Source organism: Paenibacillus humicus NBRC 102415 (assembly GCF_004000905.1).
Lineage (GTDB): Bacteria > Bacillota > Bacilli > Paenibacillales > Paenibacillaceae > Paenibacillus_O > Paenibacillus_O humicus.
Map to the genome: position 1 here is coordinate 1 of NZ_BIMD01000046.1, position 18,885 is coordinate 18,885.

Sequence of the window (18,885 nt, forward strand, 5' to 3'; positions counted from 1 at the left end):
CGAAGCCGGCTTCGCCGCTGCGGCTCCGGCTTCGCCGGATGCCGCAGGGCGGCTTGCCGGACGCTCGGCGGCGCCGGTCGAGCCCTGCTCCGGAGAGGAGCCGCCGAAGCGCTGCTCCGTGCCTGCCGGACGCGTCGAAGCGGAATATCCGCCCGGACGCTGTCCGCTTACCGGACGGGAGCCGACGGGACGGGTGCCCGGACGGGAAACCCCGCTGCCTGCAGGACGATTGCTTCCGTAGGACGAGCTGCCGCTCGCGCCTCCGGGACGAGAGCTGTAGCCTTCCGTCCGCCCCGGCGGCGTAGAGGTCGGCGATGAGCTGCCGCCGATGCCCGCGACCTGAGCCGTCTGGCCGGAAGCTCCTTGCCGGTATGCGCCGGCTCCGTTGTTGCCGCTCCTGTAGCTGGACGTGTTGGACACGATCGGGCTGCCGCCTGCCGGTCCGCTGGCAGGACTGCCGCCGGCCGCCGCGGAAGGAGCGCTGCCCGTGCTGCCCCGCGCGCCGCTCTTCGACTCCAGCGTGGCCAGGAATTCGGCGTTCGTCTTCGTCTCGCCCAGCCTCTTCAGGAAATTGTCCACGAACTCCATGGAATCGTTCATATTCTTGCGGATTACCCAGATTTTATCCAGCTCTTCCTTCGTCAGCAGGAGGTCCTCGCGGCGCGTGCCCGAACGGCGGATATCCAGCGCAGGGAAGATGCGGCGCTCAGCCAGCTTGCGGTCGAGATGAAGCTCCATGTTGCCCGTTCCTTTGAATTCTTCGTAAATGATGTCGTCCATCCGGGAGCCCGTGTCGATCAGCGCCGTGGCCAGGATGGTCAGGCTGCCACCTTCCTCGATGTTCCGCGCCGAGCCGAAGAAACGCTTCGGGCGATGGAAGGCAGCCGGATCGATGCCGCCGCTCAGCGTGCGTCCGGAAGGCGGGATGACCAGGTTGTAGGCCCGCGCGAGCCGGGTAATGCTGTCGAGAAGGATGACGACATCCTTCTTGTGCTCGACCATGCGCAGAGCGCGTTCCAGCACAAGCTCCGCGACCTTGATATGGTTCTCCGGCAGCTCATCGAAAGTCGAGGCGACAACTTCGCCCCGCACGGAGCGCTGCATGTCCGTCACTTCCTCCGGCCTCTCGTCGATCAGCAGCACGAACAGCTCGATCTCCGGGTTGTTTTCCGAGATGCTGTTTGCGATTTCCTTCAGCAGAAGCGTCTTGCCGGCTTTGGGAGGGGCAACGATCAGGCCGCGCTGGCCGAGTCCGACAGGTGCGAGCAAATCCATGATTCGGGTGGACAAACGATGCGGAGTCGTTTCAAGGACGAGTTTTTTTTGCGGGAACAATGGGGTCAAGGCAGGGAAATGCAGGCGGTCGGCAGCCGTTTCGGGGCTCATGCCGTTGACGGCATTGACTTGGAGAAGTCCGAAGTATCGCTCGCTTTCTTTTGGCGGACGGCATTTGCCCGACACGAGATCGCCGCTGCGCAGGTCGAACCTCCGGATTTGGGAAGCCGAAATGTAAATATCCTCGTTGCTCGGAAGATAGTTGATGGGACGCAAAAATCCAAAGCCCTCCGGCAGAATGTCCAGCACGCCCTGCATGAACAGAAGCCCGCCTCGTTCCGCCTGAGCGCGGAGAATGGCAAACACAAGCTCTTTCTTCCTCATCTGGTTGAAGCTCGGCACCTCGTACTGCTTGGCGAGCTTATACAGATCGTTCAATGTCATTACTTCCAGATCGGCGATCTGAAAATCACTCATGTTCTCACCACTTTATTCAGTTTTCACACCTTACCTCTTACCTCAAGAAGGGACGGTTCGAATCCTATCGGAATCTATAAGATCTATTCTTTCATTCTATCCGGCTGCACCGCGGTCTATTCCGCATCCGCGCCGGCCTGGCATCAGGTCGGAAAATCGGGACTGGATTGTCAGGAGGCCTGGACTGTCCAGAGCCGGTCGAGCCGCAGGGTTCACGCTCGTTCGGCTCAAGGTGTCCTGGCAAAAAAAGTGCGTAGCAGGCCGGCATCGGCCTGCATCGCTCGGAGGAAAAAGCCGGAGTCGAGGAGTCGGTAAGGAACTAGCGGTCCTCGCGCCACACTTCGGCGCCGAGGCGGCGGAGATTGTCGACGAGATTGTCGTAGCCCCGGTCGATATATTCAACGCCCGATATCTCGGTAACTCCGTCAGCGACGGTCAGGCCGGCCACGACAAGCGCCGCTCCGGCACGCAGATCGGATGCTTTGACCTTGGCCGCGTTGAGCCGGCTGCCTTCGATGATGGCCGAACGCCCTTCCACGCGGATGTTGGCTCCCATCCGCGCCAGCTCGGGAACATGCTTGAACCGGTTGCTGTACACGTAGTCCGTAAGGATGCTCACGCCCGACGCCTGGGTCAGCAGGCTCGTCATCGGAGATTGGAGATCGGTGGCGAAGCCCGGATAGACGAGCGCGCGCACGTCGATCGCCTCGTAATCCGGCCTGCCGATGATGCGGATCGATTCGTCCATTTCCACCACGCCGATGCCCATCTCCAGAAGCTTGGCGCTCATGGCCTCCATGTGCTTCGGAATGACGCCGTCGATCGTGACGTCCCCTCTTGTAGCGGCTGCCGCGATCATATACGTGCCGGCCTGGATGCGGTCCGGGATGATGGAATGACGGCAGCCATGCATGCTGTCCACGCCTTCGATCCGGATCGTCTCCGTGCCCGCCCCTTTGATCCTGGCCCCCATCGCGTTGAGCAGCGTGGCCACATCGATGATCTCAGGCTCTTTTGCGGCATTTTCAATCGTCGTAAGGCCTTTGGCGCGCGATGCCGCGAGCATGATGTTGATCGTCGCCCCGACGCTGACGACATCGAGATATATTTTCGCTCCGCGGAGCTCCTTGGCGGAAATCCGGATCGAGCCGTGATCGTTCGACACCTCGGCTCCAAGCGCTTCAAAGCCTTTGATATGCTGGTCGATCGGACGAGGCTCGAAATTGCAGCCGCCCGGAAGGCCGATAACAGCCTCTCCGAACCGGCCGAGCAGCGCTCCCATCAAATAGTAGGAAGCCCGCAGCAGCTTGACCTTGCCATTGGGCATGGCGGCCGACTGCAGGTTCGACGCGTCGATCCGCATCGTGTCCCCGCTCCAGGATACGCCGGCTCCGAGCTGCTCCAGAATCTCGGCGTAGACCGCCACATCGCTTAGATGCGGAAGATTGTCCAGGACGACTTCGGATTCCGCTAAAATAGCAGCGGGCAGCAGCGCAACCGCGCTGTTCTTGGCCCCGCTGATCTGTACCGTGCCCCGCAGCGGGAGTCCGCCGCGAACCATTAATTTCTCCATCGCTGATAAATCCTCCCCGGGAAGAACAAACATCCTCCGGCCGCATCGCGGCCGGCCGCGCCTGGCGGTGCTTGAGCTGTAGATAAAGGATAAACGCCTCGCTGCACGAGAGGCTCGAGTTCGCCAAATGGACAGCGCTGCTACATAAAGACGTTGAACTATGGGACTAGGTTGCCGCGGCATCTGCCGGGTTCTGAAGGATAGGAATGGCGGCGAAAGGCGGATGCAGCAGCCAGCGCGCCGAAGTCCGCCTCGCCGCGGAAATGCGCTATCGCGCTTGCGTGGTCTTGAGGAATGGGGCCGATCCGAACCGGCAGCCGCCGCTTGCTTGAGCGCCGGATTCGATTCATCCGCTGCATTCGGCATCTATGGGTACAGCTTGGCTTTCACGCAGGAGAAGCAAGCCCAGTGCCGAGGCTCGTCATTCTGGGCCATTATAACATACTTGAAGTTGAGATGTGTACAGACGCGGCCTCTCCCCGGCCGCTCCATCATCTCCCAATCGAGAGAGCGGACACAAAAAAAGGTCCTTGCTCAGGACCCGATGGCGTACTTGTTGTTCTCCCCGTCGCGGCGGAGCTGCATGTTGACGGCCAGCCTCATCTCATCGATATCGAACGGCTTCGTAAAGTGCATGACTGCTCCCAAATCCGTCGCTTCCTTGATCATATCGAGTTCTCCGTAAGCTGTCATCATGATGACCTTGATGCTCCGGTTGATTGTTTTCACATGCTTCAGGATTTCCAGTCCATCCATGCCGGGAATTTTCATGTCCAGCAGGACCAGATCCGGATTCTCATTGCGGACGATGTCCAGAGCCAGCTTGCCGTTGGAAGCCTGGAAGGTCGTATAGCCTTCGCTTGTGAATACCTCCATGAGCAAGACCCGGATTCCATTCTGATCGTCGACAATCAGCACCTTCTTCTTGTCCATTTCTCTACCTCCCGAGTAGTGGTCGTTTTATCTTCAGGACAAAAGCGGCCCGTAGCGTCTCATGTATCGGCGCGGCATTAAAATAGGTCTGTTCCCTGTCTATTCGACCCCTTGTTTCCGTTTTCCTTCTTCGTTATTCAAAAAACCGCCTCCATCTCCAAGGGGAGATGAAAGCGGAATCTCCCTGTGCCGGCTCCTATTCGGAGAGCTGAAGAGAGGCGTTCACAAAACCGCGGAACAGAGCCTGCGGACGGTTCGGACGGGAGGTGAATTCGGGATGGAACTGAACGGCCAGGAACCACGGATGATCCGGCAGCTCGACCATTTCCACAAGCCGTCCGTCCGGGGAAGTTCCGGAAATGCGCAATCCGGCTTTTTCAATCGTCTCGCGGTACTGGTTGTTGAACTCGTACCGATGGCGGTGGCGCTCGTAGACAAGCTCGTCATCGTACGTTTGCGCGGCCAGCGAGCCTTCCGCCAGCTTGCATGGATAGAGGCCAAGCCGCATCGTGCCGCCCATATCCTCGATGTCCTTCTGCTCGGGGAGCAGATCGATGACGGGATAAGGCGTCGTCGGGTTGATCTCGGAGCTGTTGGCTCCCTCCATGCCGACGACGTTCCGGGCATATTCGATGACGGCAACCTGCATGCCGAGACAGATGCCGAAGAACGGAATGCGCTGCTCGCGCGCATAACGGATCGCCGCGACCTTGCCTTCGATTCCCCGGTCCCCGAAGCCGCCGGGCACCAGAATGCCGTTCACGCCTTGCAGCGCTTCAGCCGCATTGCCGTCCGTCAGCTCCTCGGCGTCCACCCAGCGGATGCTTACTTCGGAATCGGCCTCGATGCCGGCATGGGCAAGGGACTCCACGATGCTGAGGTAGGCGTCGTGCAGAGCGACGTATTTGCCGACAATGGCGACCTCCGTCTTGCGCTTGAGGTTTTTCACGCGGTCGACGAGCGCTTTCCACTCGGTCATCTCCGGCTGCGGCACATCAAGCTTCAGATGATTGACGACGTACTCGTCCAGACCTTGCTCCTGGAGCATCAGCGGAACCTCGTACAGCGTCGAGGCATCGCGGCATTCAACGACGGCGTTGGGATCGATGTCGCAGAACAGGGCGATTTTGCGCTTCATTTCCTCGGAGATGGCTTTCTCCGTACGGCAGACGATGACGTTCGGCTGAATGCCGATGCTGCGCAGCTCTTTGACGCTATGCTGCGTCGGCTTTGTCTTCACTTCGCCGGCAGCCTTGATATAAGGAATGAGGGTGACATGCACATACATGACGTTGTCGCGGCCGATATCGCTCTTGATCTGGCGGATGGCCTCCAGGAACGGAAGGCTCTCGATATCCCCGACCGTGCCGCCGATTTCCGTGATGACGACATCGGAGCCGGCTTCACGTCCCGCGCGGAACACGCGCTCCTTGATCTCGTTGGTGATATGGGGGATGACCTGGACCGTGCCTCCGAGATATTCGCCGCGGCGTTCCTTCGTAATGACGGAGGAGTAGATCTTGCCGGTCGTGACGTTGCTGTTCTTGGACAGGTTGATATCGATGAAACGCTCGTAATGGCCCAGATCCAGATCCGTTTCCGCGCCGTCGTCCGTGACGAATACTTCCCCGTGCTGGTAAGGGCTCATCGTTCCCGGATCCACGTTGATGTAGGGGTCGAATTTTTGAATCGTTACCTTAAGGCCCCGGTTCTTGAGCAATCTTCCAAGCGATGCCGCGGTAATCCCTTTGCCCAGGGATGAAACCACGCCGCCTGTCACAAAAATATATTTCGTCACTGTGTGTACCCTCCATGCTCCATTGGTCTGATTAGATTGCCCAGGCACGCCTTGCTTCATGGCATTCCTGCCTTATAAAAACAAAAAAAGTGACACCCGTATTAAGGGGGCGCACTCCTGAATAACGACATCCGATATGGAGGCAATGCCGCCGTCCACCCCCGCGGGATGGCGTGCGCTCACTGCCTTTGAGCCGATAAAATACCACTAACCGCTCCAAAAGCCCATGCAATAGTTTACTTCACCGCTTGGCCTCTGTCAAGAACGGCAAAAGCCGGAACGATGTGGGATTCCCCCCCATCCTTCCGGCTTCCCGCTGCCTTATTTCTCTTCTTCGTCCGCGTCGGAGTCGTCGTCGAAGTCTTCATCGTCATCCTCGGACTCTTCGCCTTCCGCCTCGTCGCCGCCGTCTTCATCGTCGATCTCTTCGTCGACGGCGCTCTCTTCTTCTTCGCTCTCTTCGAACTCGCGGTCTTCGTCGAATACGTCGAAGTCCTCTTCGCTCTCCGTATAGGTGTCGTCCTCTTCTCCTTCGAACACTTCCTCGTCGTCGAGGTCGTCGTCGTCGTTGATGATCCGCGGACGCTTGGCGTTGGTGATCGGATCCTCGTTCTTCTCGACCGGATACCAGCGCTTCAGGCCCCAAGTGTTGCTGCCTACGCAGGCAAACCGTCCGTCAATATTGATCTCGGTATAGACCTGGGCGATGACGTCGTTGACTTCGGCGTCCGTCAGCCCGCGGTACTTGGCGATTTCTTTCATCAGATCGCGGTAGTAAAAAGGCGTGTTCGCCGATTTCAGCACCTCGAAGGCCAGGTCGACCATCGGCATTTCGCGCAGACGCTCCGCATCGAATTTTTGAGATAGGTTCGTGCTCATGTAATCCAGACACATCCTCTCGGATAATCAAAATGGCCAGCCGATACAAGCTCGCCCTTCATGCTAAGGTCATGGTACAGTCTTGTCCACAGTCAACCTATAGTAAAACCTATTTCAATTAAAAAATCAAGACGGCCGCGAGAGGGCAGAGGGCTGCTATTGCAGCGGTCCGTCTCCCGGCGGGATATCGGAAAAGCCGGCCAAGTCCGCCGAACGGCGACGATTCATTCAGCTTGAAGACGATATGCGAGCGGCTTGCCCTTCCATCCGGGGTTCCGATCGGGACCGGAGGCTTGTCCGGCGCACCGGGATAACCGCTTGAACAGGGAAGAACGAAGGGCTGCCCCTTCGCTCCCGACTGTATCCTCCCGAACTAGGCCAGAAGCTTCTGTCCGGTTCTTAAGAGCCCTGCGACTCTTGATGGTATAGTATGAGCGCCGGCGGGCGATTGACACGGATGCGGAGCCTAAATATTGGCTGAAACGGGCAGGTGGCTCATGCGGTTCGCGTCGCGGAATCATACACTATCCAAGCATTGTCCGTCAGGAGGGACATCGTCTTGGATAATTTGCTCCGTTGGCTTCGCGACACCCTTTCCTCCACCGGCACCAAATGTCTGAATTACCTGATTCGCTTCCGGCATGAACGGGACTATAGAGCCTTCCTGGACGAGTGGAGGGCTTCTGCTCCCGCTGGCAGCCTCCGCCTGCATCCCATTCCGCTGATTCGGGCCGTCACGTTCACCGCGCCCGCAGCTGCGGGCAAACCCCGTCTGCCCTCCGGGGTATGGATGGAAGAAGACCGCCTCGTGCGGGTAGAGGCCGCTCCCGCTGCGCAGCGGGTTCCAGCCGAGAAGGGACTTCCCTGGGGCGTACAGCAGATCAGAGCCCCGCTGGCCTGGAACCGCACGACCGGACACCGGATCAAGATCGGCGTCATCGATACCGGCATCGACCACAGCCATCCCGACCTCAAGTCTTCCATAGGCAAAGGCATCAACCTGATCGACCGCACCCAGCTGCCCCATGACGACAACGGCCATGGGACCCATATCGCCGGCACGATCGCCGCGGCCAACCAGCCGAGCGGCATGATCGGAGTCGCTCCCCGATCGATGGTGTACCCGGTCAAGGCATTCGACTACAACGGAAGCGCCTATGTCTCGGACATCATCCTCGGCATCGAATGGTGCGTGCGCAGCGGCATGCACATCATCAATATGAGCTTCGGGATGAGATCGCGCAGCAAGTCGCTGCTGGCAGCCTGCGCCAATGCGACGAATGCGGGCGTCGTCATCGTCGCTTCATCCGGCAACGACGGCAAGCGCCGCTCGGTGGATTATCCGGCCCGTTACCCGCAGACGATCTCCGTCGGCGCCACCAACCGGCTCAGGCGCATCGCCGCTTTCAGCAACCGGGGGCCGTACATTGATATCTATGCGCCCGGAGACCGGATTCATTCGGCCTGGATCAAAGGCAAATACAACGAAATGAGCGGCACCTCCATGGCTACGTCCCATGTGAGCGGAGCGGTTGCGCTGCTGCTCGCCCGCTATCCCGAATTGACTCCTGCGGATATCAAGTCCATCCTCCGGAAATCCATGATCCCGCTGAGGGGAGCCAAAAATGCCAAAACTCCCGGCGAGCTCGATGTGCCCAAAATGATGAAAGCCGCAGAATCGTAATCGATTCTGCGGCTTTTTCGAGCGCTCGGGATGATGCCGGCCTACATGCGCTCCGGAGCGGAGACGCCGATCAGGCGCAGGACGTTCGCGATGACGGTCCGGACGGCTCCAAGCAGAGCCAGGCGGGCATGCGCCTGGGCCAGGTCGTCCGTGATGACGCGCTCGGCGCGGTAGTAGCTGTGCAGCTGGGAAGCCAGCTCGTAGACATAGCGGACGAGCCGGTGCGGAGCATACTGATCCGCGGCCAGCTTGATTTCCTGCGGGAATTCAGCCATTTTCAGAAGCAGGTCGTACTCATGCTCGGACGCCAGCTTGGACAGGTCCACCTCCGCCAGCGGCAGCGGGTTGATTCCCTGCTCTGCGGCTTGGCGGAGGATGCTGCAGATTCTGGCATGGGCGTACTGCACGTAATAGACGGGATTCTCGTTGGAGGTCGATACGGCCAGGTCCATGTCGAAGTCCAGATGCGAGTCCATGCTGCGCATCGTGAAGAAGTAGCGGATGGCATCCACGCCGACCTCGTCCATCAGGTCCTCCATCGTGACGGCTTTGCCCGTACGCTTGGACATTTTGACCTTCTCGCCGTTCTGGAACAGGCTGACCATCTGGGCGATGAGCACGACCAGCTTGTCCGGATCGTTGCCGAGAGCTTCCATGGCCGCCTTCATGCGGGGAATGTAGCCGTGGTGATCGGCGCCCCAAATATTGATCATCGTATCGTAGCCGCGCGCGTATTTGTCTCGATGATAGGCGATATCCGGCGTCAGGTAGGTGTACGACCCGTCGTTCTTGATGAGAACGCGGTTTTTGTCGTCTCCGTATGCCGTCGTATTCAGCCAGGTCGCGCCTTCTTCCTCGTAGACCTCTCCCTTCTCGCGAAGAAGATCCAGGGCGTCGGTGACGAGCCCGTTCTCATACAGGGAAGTCTCGCTGTACCAGAGATCGAAGCCGACGCGGAACCGTTCGAGATCGCGCTTGATCTTGCCCAGCTCGCGCTCCAGTCCGTAGGCCTTGAGGAACGCGAAACGTTCCGTGTCGTCCATCGAGAGCAGGGAATCGCCCTTTTCCTCGACGAGCTGCTTGGCGAAGCCGACGATGTCCTCGCCGTGATAGCCGTCCTCCGGCAGCTCGGCTTGCTGTCCGAGCTGCTGGCGGTAGCGGGCTTCGATCGACTTGGCCAGGTTGTTCACCTGGGCGCCCGCGTCATTGATGTAGTATTCACGGGTCACTTCGTTGCCCGCGAAATCAAGCACGTTGCACAGGGCGTCGCCGACGGCCGCGCCGCGGGCATGGCCCAGGTGCAGGCTGCCGGTCGGATTGGCGCTGACGAACTCCATCTCCACGCGCTTGCCCGTGCTCTCGCCTCGGCCGTACGCGTCGCCGGCCTCATGCACCTGGCCGACGACCGGATACAGGTACGAGCGGTCCAGGCGGAAGTTGATGAAGCCTGGTCCCGCGATATCCGCCGACAGGATGGACGCTTTCTCCTTGTCGAGATGAGCCAGGATCGCCTCGGCGATCTGGCGCGGGTTTTTGCGGGCGATCTTGGTCAGCTGCATGGCGGCGTTGGTCGCCAGGTCGCCGTGGGCTTTGTCGCGCGGCACCTCCAGCACGAATACAGGCAGCTCTTCGCGGGCGGCAAGCCCGGCGGCTACGGCCGCATCGGCGATGGCGCCGCTGATGGCGGCATAAACTTGTTCAAGCACGTTCTGACTCATGAATGGGTATCCTCCTGTATATGAAGCCGCAATTGAAAGCGGCCGCTTAACTGATCCTCGATCCGCAGCCGGTAGGTCCAAGCCAGCGTCAGCGGCAGCAGGCCGCCTGCCTCGCCCTCGGCGGACAGCGCCTCCGTCTCGACCGTCATCCGAAAAGCCAGATGGCCGGATGCATAGCTGCCCTGGCGCTTCGAGCCGGCTGCGAACGTCTGCTCCGATTGCACTCCGCCGCGGCGCGTAAGACGGATCTCGTCCCCGCTCCACCGGATCAACGTCCTCACGGCGCCATGCAGCTCGTCCATCTCCTCGTAGCGGATGTATCGGCTTTTTCCTTTAGCGAAAAATTCGCCCCTATGCGTGACGGGCGGAGCCGCTTCCCCGTCCTGGCTGCTGCGGATGGCAATGAGGACGGCGGAGCGGCCTTCGTCCACGCCGGCTGTGCGGGCAGCTGTCCCGCCGTCGGCGGTTCCTTCCGCAATGGGCGGGCCGGCGGCTTCCGACGCCGACCGGCTTGTTTCATGTTCGTTCATGCCGCAGGCTCACCCCCGAATGCTCGTCTGCACCGGGAAGGTCTCTTGCAGAGAATTGCCCGGCGCGGCTCTCCGATGTTATCTTCCCTACTATAAACAGTTCATCCCTTGATTTCAACGGCTGGAACGGCCGCAACGGCGCGATAAACAGGAAATCCCATGCCCCCGGACAGCTGGCATGGGATGTTTCTCCGCCTGATGCGGGGTACGGAAGCCGGCCGCTCCGATGCCAAGCGCCGAGGCAGCGGTCATTCCTTCAAATAAGGCAGCAGCATGCGCCACTTCTCAAGCCGGTCCTCCAGCGTGCGCATGGCCGGGGTAGGAATCGGGCTGCTCGATGGCAGGCGCAGCAAGTCCAGATGCGCAAGACCGGGATGTCCGGCAAAATGCTTGCGGTAAATCTCGTAGGACTTGCTCCCGTTGAAGGCGAGCGCCTGGAGAGACGGATAGCTGGCGGCGAGGCCGGGCAGATCGTTCGGAACCGCATTCCTTATGTTCATGTCCAGGCTGCCTTCCCTATGGCAATGGTCAATCATGTCCCATAGGCCTATCCCCTGGCCGGCCGCGTAAGCAAGCCTGTCCCCGTAAGCCTCGTCCGGTTCCAGCCCGCGCAGCCCGTACAGCAATCTCCATAAATAATTGCGCTCGTTCGCATAATAGCGCTGCTCCTGAAGCGACTTTGCCCCCGGCATGCTGCCAAGGACCAGCACTCTCGCTCCTTCGCCTATCATCGGAGGAAACGAGCGGACCTTGTCCTTGTCCTTGTCCTCGTCCAAGTCCGTATCACCTCAACGAAGAAATCCGGCGGGGGCCTGCGGCCCGATGCCGCAGCCGTCACCTGCCGGATTTCAGAGATAGAGCCCCGATGCGAGCCGCCGAGCCCGTCCCGGTCAGGAATTGCCCCGGAAGGCGGGCGGCGTCCCGTCGAGCTTCTCGATTTTGCTGCAAATCTCGTGATGCCACTCCGTGTCGCCTGTCATCGATGCGATCAGCGACATATTGTACAAATTCGCCAGCCGCCTGCAGTGGGAAGCGTTGACCGCCAGGCAGTGCTCGAAGTCCGCCTGTTCTTCGTCCGTCAAGGCACGGCGTTCGCGAATGGTCCACAGCTCGGCCAGATGTTCATGTATCGGCAGCAATCCCATTGTGTTGCACCTCCTTGTATTCTATCAGCCAGTATCGCCAAAGAACTAGAGGTCCAAGCACGACGGACGAAAAATTTCGGCCTCCTCTTACCAGCGGCATATCCCGGACAAGGACTTCCGGTTTCTAAAGGGAGAGCTGCTGCACTGCCGGAATGAAAAACGGCCGGCCCTTGCGGGCCGACCGGCTTGATCTCTTTACTTGATGAAGCCGAGCAGCATCTCGCGGATCACCTTGGAAGCGACGATCTGCGTCTGCTCCGTCGGATCGTAAGCCGGGGCTACCTCAACCAGGTCGCAGCCGACGACGTTGACGCCGGACTTCGCGATGGCATGCACCGCCTCCAGCAGCTCCTTGCTCGTGATGCCGCCTGCTTCCGCAGTGCCGGTGCCCGGCGCGGCGGAAGGATCCAGGACGTCGATGTCGATCGTCAGGTAGACCGGACGGCCAGCCAGCTCGGGCAGCGCCTTCTTCAGCGGCTCGAGCACCTCGAACGGATGGAAGTTGATGTTCTCGCGGGCATACTGCCACTCCTCGCGGGAGCCGGAGCGGATGCCGAATTGATAGATGTTCTTGCCGCCCATCAGGCCGGCCGCCTTGCGCAGCGGCGTGGAGTGGGACAGCGGCTCGCCTTCGTACGACTCGCGCAGATCGGCGTGAGCGTCGAAATGGATGATTGCGAGGTCCGGATATTTCTTGTAGACCTCCTGGAAGATCGGCCAGCTGACGAGATGCTCGCCGCCGAGGCCGACCGGCATCTTGCCGTCGGCCAGAATGCCGGCCACGAACTCGCCGATGATGTCGAGCGAGCGGGCAGCGTTGCCGAACGGAAGCAGCAGGTCGCCGGCGTCGAAGTATTCGATCTCTTCGAGGCTGCGGTCCAGGTACGGGCTGTATTCCTCCAGGCCGATCGACACCTCGCGGATGCGGGCGGGGCCGAAGCGGGAGCCTGGGCGGAAGCTCACGGTGAAGTCCATCGGCATGCCGTAGATGACGGCGCGGGAGGCTTCATAATTCTCGGAGCTGAGGATGAAGACGTTGCCGGAGTATTTTTGGTCGATTTTCATTATTTCACCAGATCCTCGACGAACTTCGGCAGCACGAACGCAGCCTTGTGCAGGCGCGGCGTGTAGTACTTCGTCTCGCGCTCCGGAATGGCGGTCTCGTCCACGGCGAGCGGATCATGCTTCTTGGAGCCCATCGTGAAGGTCCACAGGCCGCTCGGATAGGTCGGAACGTTGGCCCAGAACACGCGCACGACCGGGAATACTTCCTTCACGTCTCGGTTGACGCTCTGGATGAGGTCAGCCTTGAACCACGGGTTGTCCGTCTGGGCGACGAACAGGCCGTCGTCCTTCAGCGCCTCGTAGATGCCTTGGTAGAAGCCGCGCGTGAACAGGTTGGCCGCAGGGCCGACCGGCTCGGTGGAGTCGACCATGATGACGTCGTACTCGTTCTTATGGTCGTGGATATGCATGAAGCCGTCGTTCACATGGACCTCGACGCGGGCGTCGTCCAGTCCGGATGCGATGTTCGGCAAATATTTCTTGGAGTATTCAATGACCTTGCCGTCGATGTCGACAAGCACGACCCGCTTGACCTTCTCATGCTTGAGGATCTCGCGCACGACGCCGCCGTCGCCGCCGCCGACCACGAGCACCTGCTCCGGATTCGGATGCGTGTTGAGGGCCGGGTGAGCGACCATCTCATGGTAGACGAACTCGTCCTTGTCCGTCGTCATGACCATGCCGTCGAGGACGAGCATCGTGCCGAATTCATCGGTCTCGATCATGGCGAGCTTCTGGAAGTCCGTCTGCTCGTTGACGTAGGTTTCTTTGATTTTGGCCGTAATGCCGTAGGTTTCGGTTTGTTTCTCGGTATACCACAATTCCATGGTAAGAGTCCCTTCTTTCTTCTTCAGGTTGGGGACGGAAGGACCGTCCATCGGATGCTGACCGCCCCGGCAAGCCGGCTCAAGCAATACGGCCTCGCCAGCGATGGGATGGCGCACGTATGCGATGGAGCAACGAGATTATATGTGCTGAAGGCAATATCCTCTAGGGCGAGAACTCGAAGCGCAGGGATGCCGGCGAAGGCTCTTGCGCATCCATTTCTCCCGTTCAAAGGCGATACGGCAAAAGAAGCTTTTGTCGGATCTGCCTCCTTAAGGTCGACGGTTCAACCTGTATTATAGTCAAATCCCCCCTTTAATACAAACGTTTCCCCGTGATTTTTCGCGCTTTTCCGCCCTTTGAATAGAGGTCCGCCGGATTATCCATACTATGGAAAAAGATGTCGAATCCGGGAAAGGAACACATCCTCTATGAGCAATCCCCTCCGTCCCAGACGAAGGCTCTCCCGCGGCCGCGGCAATTCCGTCCTCCCCCGCCTCTCCGCCCTGGCGGCCGGACGGCCGCTCCGGCTGCTCGGGCTGCTGGCCGGCACCGCGATGTCCGTGGGACTGCTTGCGCTCAGCATCCTGCTGCTGTCGCTGCGCCTTCAATCGCTGCCCGCCTCCTCGGCTGTCCGGCTGACCGAGATCTACGACGCCTCCGGCCAGCTGATGGATTCGTTCCGCGCCGGCCAAAGCCGCGAATCCGTCCCGCTGCAGCGGATATCCCCCTATCTCGTCCAGGCGACGCTCGCGATCGAGGACCATCGCTTCTACAAGCATGGCGGCTTCGACGTGAAGGGCATGGCGCGTGCGGCCGCCGTGAACCTGGAGAGCGGCCGGGCGCGCCAAGGCGCCAGCACCATCACGCAGCAGCTGGCCCGCAACCTCTATCTGACGCATGAGCGGACCTGGAAGCGCAAGCTCAAGGAAGCGATGTACACCGCCCAGCTGGAGATGAACTATTCCAAGGACGAGATTCTCGGCATGTACTTGAACCAGATCTATTACGGGCACGGCGCCTATGGAATCGGCAAGGCGGCGAGGATGTACTTCGGCAAAAGCGCCGCGGAGCTGACGCTGGCCGAAAGCGCGATGCTCGCCGGCGTCCCCAAGGGCCCGAAATACTACTCGCCTTATATGGACATGGACAACGCCGTCCGCAGGCAGCGCCTGATTCTGAAAGCGATGCTGGACGCCGGCGGCATCACGGCGGAGCAAGCGGCGGAAGCCCGCGGGCAGCAGCTCGCGCTTCGTCCGCTGGAGCCGGGCGGAACGGGCGGCGCGGCGCCCTACTTCCGCGACTACGTCCGCCAGACGGCCGTCGACCAGCTCGGCCTGGACGAGCATCTCATCAGCGAAGGCGGCGTCCGCATCTACACGACGCTGGACCCCGCGGCGCAGAAGGCCGCGGAGCAGGCCATCCGCGCCTCCATTCCGGGAAGCTCGCAGCAGCAGGCGGCTCTCGTCGCCATCGATCCCCGGACCGGCTATATCAAGGCGATGGTCGGAGGGCTCGATTACCGGAGCGGTCCGTTCAACCGAGCGCTCGCAAGACGGCAGCCCGGCTCGTCGTTCAAGCCGGTGCTCTACCTGGCCGCGCTGCAGAGCGGACTGACAGCCGTGACGCCGTTCACCAGCGCCCCGACCGTCTTCGCATACGACGAGGGACGCAAAAGCTATGCTCCCCGCAACTACAACGACCATTACACGGGCGGGCCGATCTCGATGCGCGACGCCATCGCGAGCTCCGACAACACGTACGCGGTCAACACGATCATGCAGGTAGGCGCGGACAAGGTGATCGCCACCGCCAGAGCTCTCGGCCTCAGCTCCCCGATGCAGCCGGTTCCGTCGCTCGCGCTCGGCACCTATCCCGTCAGCCCGCTGGAGATGGCATCCGCCTTCGGCACGCTGGCAGCGGGCGGCCTCCGGGCGGAGCCGGTGTCGATTCTGCGCATCGAGGACAGCAAGGGAGAGACTCTCTATGAGGCCCATCCCCGCCTCTCGAGAGCGGCAGCCGCTCCTTACGCCTATGTGCTGACCAGCCTCATGGAAAGCGTGTTCGAGACCGGAGGCACCGGCAGCCGCGTCTCGGGCATGATCCGCCGGCCGGTCGCCGGCAAGACCGGCACGACCGCAAGCGATGCCTGGCTCGTCGGCTATACGCCGGAGCTGGCTACCGCCGTATGGACCGGCTATGACAAGAACCGCCGCCTGACCTATTCGGAAGCCCATCGCGCCGCGCCGATCTTCGCTTCCTTCACGGAAAAGGCGCTCGAGGGAGTGACGCCGAAGCCGTTCATCGTTCCCGACGGGGTCGTCAGCGTCGCCGTCGATCCCGCGACCGGATTGAAAGCCGCCGCCGGCTGCTCCGGATGGAGGATGGAGCTGTTCGTGTCGGGCACGGAGCCTCAGGGCTTCTGCCGGGAAGAAGCTCCCTCCGGCAGCGAAGCGCTTCCGAAGCCGGAGCCCCAGGGCCGGCCCGCTGCCAAGGGGTGGCTGGAAGGCGTCCGCCGCTGGTGGCGCAGATGAAACGGCGGCGGCGGACGTCAATTGGATGATTAAGGGAGAGGGCTGGAGTATAATGAAAAGGAATGACCGGATGATCAGGCACGCGACTATGAAAAAGGCAGGTGTCGACGGATGAAAGATCTCATGAACAAAGCTTTTTCCCTGGGGCTGGGGCTTGCCGCCTCGACCCGGGAGCAGGCCGAGAAGCTGGCGCAGGAGCTCAGCGCCAGAGGCGACATGAGCAAGGCCGACTCCCAGCAGTTCGTCAGCAGCATGATCCAGCGCGGGCAGGAAGCGAAGGGCAGCCTGGAAACGTTCGTCCGCGAGCGCGTCAAGGCCGTCACCGACGAGCTCAATCTCGTCCACCGGGAGGAATTGCAGCGGCTTGAGAAGCGGATCGCCGACCTGGAGTCCCGTCTCGGCATTCCTTCGGAGCATGCCGCCGCGACGGCCCCGGGCAGCACGCAGCTGGAGCAAGGCGCCTATGAAGGGACCGGCAAGGCCGGACCCGGAGTTCCGCCCGTCGTCGATCCCGGACCCGGACATCCGGAGACATCCGGACACAGCTCCGTCTCCGCCGTGACGGACGAGGCGGCGGAACAATCCTCCCGTCTGCGGGAGGAAAGAGACTCGCTTCAGGACGGCAAAGAAGAATGATGCTCGGCCGCCGAATCCGCCATCTGCAGCGCTACAGGGAAATCCTGCTCGCCTTCGCGCGCAACGGGTTCGGCTACTTCGTGCGGGAGCTCGGCCTCCTGAAGCTCATTCCCCACTGGAGAACGGTGGAGGAGCCCTCCCATACCGCGGCAAGGACGACCGGAGAACGAATCCGGTCTTTTTTGCAGGAGCTCGGTCCCGCCTTCGTCAAGCTCGGACAGATCGCCAGCACCCGGCATGATCTGCTCCCGGCCGACATCGTCGAGGAGCTGCGGCAGCTGCAGGACAAAGTTCCCCCCTTTTCATTCGAAGAAGCCCGGAGGGTGATCGAGGAGGAGCTGGGCGCTCCTCTGGAATCCGTCTTCCTGGAATTCGGCCGCGAGCCCGTCGCCGCCGCCTCGATCGGACAAGTCCACTATGCAAGGCTGCTGTCCGGGGAGGAGGTCGCCGTCAAGATCCAGCGTCCCGGCATCCGCAAGATCGTGGACACCGACCTTGAAATCCTGCTCGATCTGGCCCGGATCGCGGAGAACCGGCTGCAGTGGGCAGCCCAATACCAGGCAGCGGAGCTGGTGGAGGAGCTCGCCGCGTCGCTGGCTGCGGAGCTGGACTACACGTTGGAAGGGCGCAGCGCGGAGCGGATCGCCGCCCAGTTCAAGGACAACCCGAGAGTGCGGGTGCCGGCCATATATTGGGATCTTTCCTCCAAGCGGGTCCTCACCATGGAATTCATGCGGGGCATCCAGCTGCATGACCGGGAGAAGCTGCGCCGGGAAGGCTACGAGCTGAAGGCGATCGCCGAGAGCGTCGCCGGCGTCATTCTGGAGCAGGTTTTCGTCTCCGGCCTCTTTCACGCCGATCCCCACCCGGGGAACATCCTTGTCATGGAACGCCCGGAGGCCGCCCCCGGCAAGCCCGTTCCGGAGGCGGACAAGCAGAAGCCGGTCATCGGACTGCTCGACTTCGGCATGACGGGCCGGCTGACGCCGGGAATGAAGGGCCACTTCGCCTCGCTCGTCATCGCCCTGCGCCGCCAGAGCACCGATGGCGTCATCAAGGCGATCGACGAGATGGGGCTCATTCCGGAGGATGCGGACTGGCGGGAGCTTCGACGGGACGTAGACAAGCTCAGGGAAAAATACTACCAGGTGCCCTTCAGCGAAATCAGTCTGGGCGAGTCGGTTACGGATTTATTCCATGTTTCCTACAAGCACCGCATCCGGATGCCGTCCGATTTCATGCTGCTCGGCAAAGCCCTGCTCACGCTCGAAGGCGTCATCACCGCTCTCGATCCGGAATTCAGCGTTGTCAGCGTGGCGGAGCCGTTCGGGCGAAGGCTGCTGCTGGAAAGGCTGCATCCCGGGCGTCTGGCCGAGTCCGCAGCCGGCTATGCGATCGAATACGCCTCGCTGCTGAGCGAGATCCCCTCCCGCCTGCGCAGCCTCGGCCGCATCCTCATGCGCGGCAAGCTGCCGCTGGAGCTGGCGGTTCCCGACGTCGACCGGGTCATGCAGCGGCTCGACCGGATCAGCGGCAGGCTCAGCTTCAGCATCGTCCTTCTTAGCTTCAGCATCATCATGGCCGGCCTCATCGTCGGCTCCTCGCTGGGCCGCCAGCCCGGCCTGCTGTCCCGGATTCCGGCCCTCGAGATCGGCTTCGGAATCGCAGCGGCGATGTTCTTCTACATGCTGGTGTCCATCTTCCGCTCCGGCAAGAAATAATACCGCACGAAGCCCCTCGCGGCAGGCTGTACGCGAGGGGCTTTTTTTTCATGCCGGAGAGGAGAGGAAATGAGCGCGCGAAGAAGCTACAA

General features: G+C 61.1%; 14 protein-coding genes and 1 pseudogene. 4 read left to right on the forward strand and 11 right to left on the reverse strand.

Annotation, left to right across the window (positions count from 1 at the left end):
* Positions 1–435: 435 nt before the first annotated feature.
* The 5 genes and pseudogenes from rho to rpoE form a co-directional block, all read right to left on the reverse strand.
* Positions 436–1,752 (reverse strand): annotated as a pseudogene (gene rho, locus PHU01S_RS20820) (transcription termination factor Rho); the annotation flags it as partial.
* Positions 1,753–2,071: 319 nt separating this feature from the next.
* On the reverse strand, positions 2,072–3,325 hold the full coding sequence (murA, locus tag PHU01S_RS20825; protein WP_049868711.1) for a UDP-N-acetylglucosamine 1-carboxyvinyltransferase: 1,254 nt from the start codon (positions 3,323–3,325) through the stop codon (positions 2,072–2,074).
* A gap of 534 nt (positions 3,326–3,859) precedes the next feature.
* Entirely contained in the window at positions 3,860–4,258 is a 399-nt protein-coding gene (locus tag PHU01S_RS20830) for a response regulator (RefSeq protein ID WP_021881673.1), read from the reverse strand.
* 196 nt (positions 4,259–4,454) lie between these two features.
* Positions 4,455–6,056 carry a CTP synthase gene (gene pyrG, locus PHU01S_RS20835; protein ID WP_048745300.1) on the reverse strand — a complete coding sequence of 534 codons (1,602 nt, stop codon included), beginning with the start codon at positions 6,054–6,056 and terminating at the stop codon, positions 4,455–4,457.
* Positions 6,057–6,377: 321 nt separating this feature from the next.
* Entirely contained in the window at positions 6,378–6,935 is a 558-nt protein-coding gene (gene rpoE, locus PHU01S_RS20840; protein ID WP_048745299.1) for a DNA-directed RNA polymerase subunit delta, read from the reverse strand.
* Positions 6,936–7,488: 553 nt separating this feature from the next.
* On the opposite strand from rpoE, the gene PHU01S_RS20845 reads away from it, so the two are divergent.
* Positions 7,489–8,619, forward strand: a complete 1,131-nt coding sequence (locus PHU01S_RS20845) for a S8 family peptidase (RefSeq protein WP_049869789.1) — start codon at positions 7,489–7,491, stop codon at positions 8,617–8,619.
* Positions 8,620–8,660: 41 nt separating this feature from the next.
* On the opposite strand, the gene argS is transcribed toward PHU01S_RS20845, so the two are convergent.
* The 6 genes from argS to speE all read right to left on the reverse strand — a co-directional run bounded on the left by argS (position 8,661) and on the right by speE (position 13,904).
* The gene (argS, locus tag PHU01S_RS20850; RefSeq protein WP_127509698.1) at positions 8,661–10,337 is read right to left on the reverse strand and encodes an arginine--tRNA ligase; all 1,677 of its coding nucleotides are present in this window, start codon (positions 10,335–10,337) and stop codon (positions 8,661–8,663) included.
* On the reverse strand, positions 10,334–10,867 hold the full coding sequence (locus tag PHU01S_RS20855; RefSeq protein WP_048745298.1) for a YwiB family protein: 534 nt from the start codon (positions 10,865–10,867) through the stop codon (positions 10,334–10,336). Before PHU01S_RS20855 ends, argS begins: the two co-directional genes overlap by 4 nt.
* Before the next feature lie 248 nt (positions 10,868–11,115).
* Positions 11,116–11,643, reverse strand: a complete 528-nt coding sequence (locus PHU01S_RS20860) for a DNA-deoxyinosine glycosylase (RefSeq protein ID WP_127509701.1) — start codon at positions 11,641–11,643, stop codon at positions 11,116–11,118.
* Positions 11,644–11,757: 114 nt separating this feature from the next.
* Positions 11,758–12,012 (reverse strand): DUF7667 family protein, encoded by a 255-nt coding sequence (locus PHU01S_RS20865; protein ID WP_021881255.1) that lies wholly within the window; start codon positions 12,010–12,012, stop codon positions 11,758–11,760.
* Between the two features lie 195 nt (positions 12,013–12,207).
* A complete protein-coding gene (gene speB / locus PHU01S_RS20870; RefSeq protein WP_048745297.1) occupies positions 12,208–13,077 on the reverse strand; it encodes an agmatinase in 870 nt (289 codons plus the stop codon).
* Entirely contained in the window at positions 13,077–13,904 is an 828-nt protein-coding gene (speE, locus tag PHU01S_RS20875) for a polyamine aminopropyltransferase (protein WP_127509704.1), read from the reverse strand. The genes speB and speE overlap by 1 nt, the downstream gene beginning before the upstream one ends.
* Positions 13,905–14,333: 429 nt before the next feature.
* Between speE and PHU01S_RS20880 the strand changes: the two genes are divergently transcribed.
* From PHU01S_RS20880 to PHU01S_RS20890, 3 genes are all read left to right on the forward strand, one after another.
* A complete protein-coding gene (locus PHU01S_RS20880; RefSeq protein WP_084781575.1) occupies positions 14,334–16,436 on the forward strand; it encodes a transglycosylase domain-containing protein in 2,103 nt (700 codons plus the stop codon).
* Between the two features lie 123 nt (positions 16,437–16,559).
* Entirely contained in the window at positions 16,560–17,072 is a 513-nt protein-coding gene (locus PHU01S_RS20885) for a phasin family protein (RefSeq protein WP_127509708.1), read from the forward strand.
* Positions 17,072–18,793, forward strand: coding sequence for an ABC1 kinase family protein (locus tag PHU01S_RS20890; protein WP_127509735.1), 1,722 nt, complete (start codon positions 17,072–17,074; stop codon positions 18,791–18,793). The genes PHU01S_RS20885 and PHU01S_RS20890 overlap by 1 nt, the downstream gene beginning before the upstream one ends.
* Positions 18,794–18,885: the final 92 nt, after the last annotated feature.

Excerpts from the sequence above, each read along its gene's own strand:
- murA (WP_049868711.1), bottom strand. The coding sequence starts at position 3,325 with ATGGAGAAATTAATGGTTCGCGGCGGACTCCCGCTGCGGGGCACGGTA.
- PHU01S_RS20830 (WP_021881673.1), bottom strand. The coding sequence starts at position 4,258 with ATGGACAAGAAGAAGGTGCTGATTGTCGACGATCAGAATGGAATCCGG.
- rpoE (WP_048745299.1), bottom strand. The coding sequence starts at position 6,935 with ATGAGCACGAACCTATCTCAAAAATTCGATGCGGAGCGTCTGCGCGAA.
- argS (WP_127509698.1), bottom strand. The coding sequence starts at position 10,337 with ATGAGTCAGAACGTGCTTGAACAAGTTTATGCCGCCATCAGCGGCGCC.
- PHU01S_RS20855 (WP_048745298.1), bottom strand. The coding sequence starts at position 10,867 with ATGAACGAACATGAAACAAGCCGGTCGGCGTCGGAAGCCGCCGGCCCG.
- PHU01S_RS20865 (WP_021881255.1), bottom strand. The coding sequence starts at position 12,012 with ATGGGATTGCTGCCGATACATGAACATCTGGCCGAGCTGTGGACCATT.
- speB (WP_048745297.1), bottom strand. The coding sequence starts at position 13,077 with ATGAAAATCGACCAAAAATACTCCGGCAACGTCTTCATCCTCAGCTCC.
- speE (WP_127509704.1), bottom strand. The coding sequence starts at position 13,904 with ATGGAATTGTGGTATACCGAGAAACAAACCGAAACCTACGGCATTACG.
- PHU01S_RS20880 (WP_084781575.1), top strand. The coding sequence starts at position 14,334 with ATGAGCAATCCCCTCCGTCCCAGACGAAGGCTCTCCCGCGGCCGCGGC.
- PHU01S_RS20885 (WP_127509708.1), top strand. The coding sequence starts at position 16,560 with ATGAACAAAGCTTTTTCCCTGGGGCTGGGGCTTGCCGCCTCGACCCGG.
- PHU01S_RS20890 (WP_127509735.1), top strand. The coding sequence starts at position 17,072 with ATGCTCGGCCGCCGAATCCGCCATCTGCAGCGCTACAGGGAAATCCTG.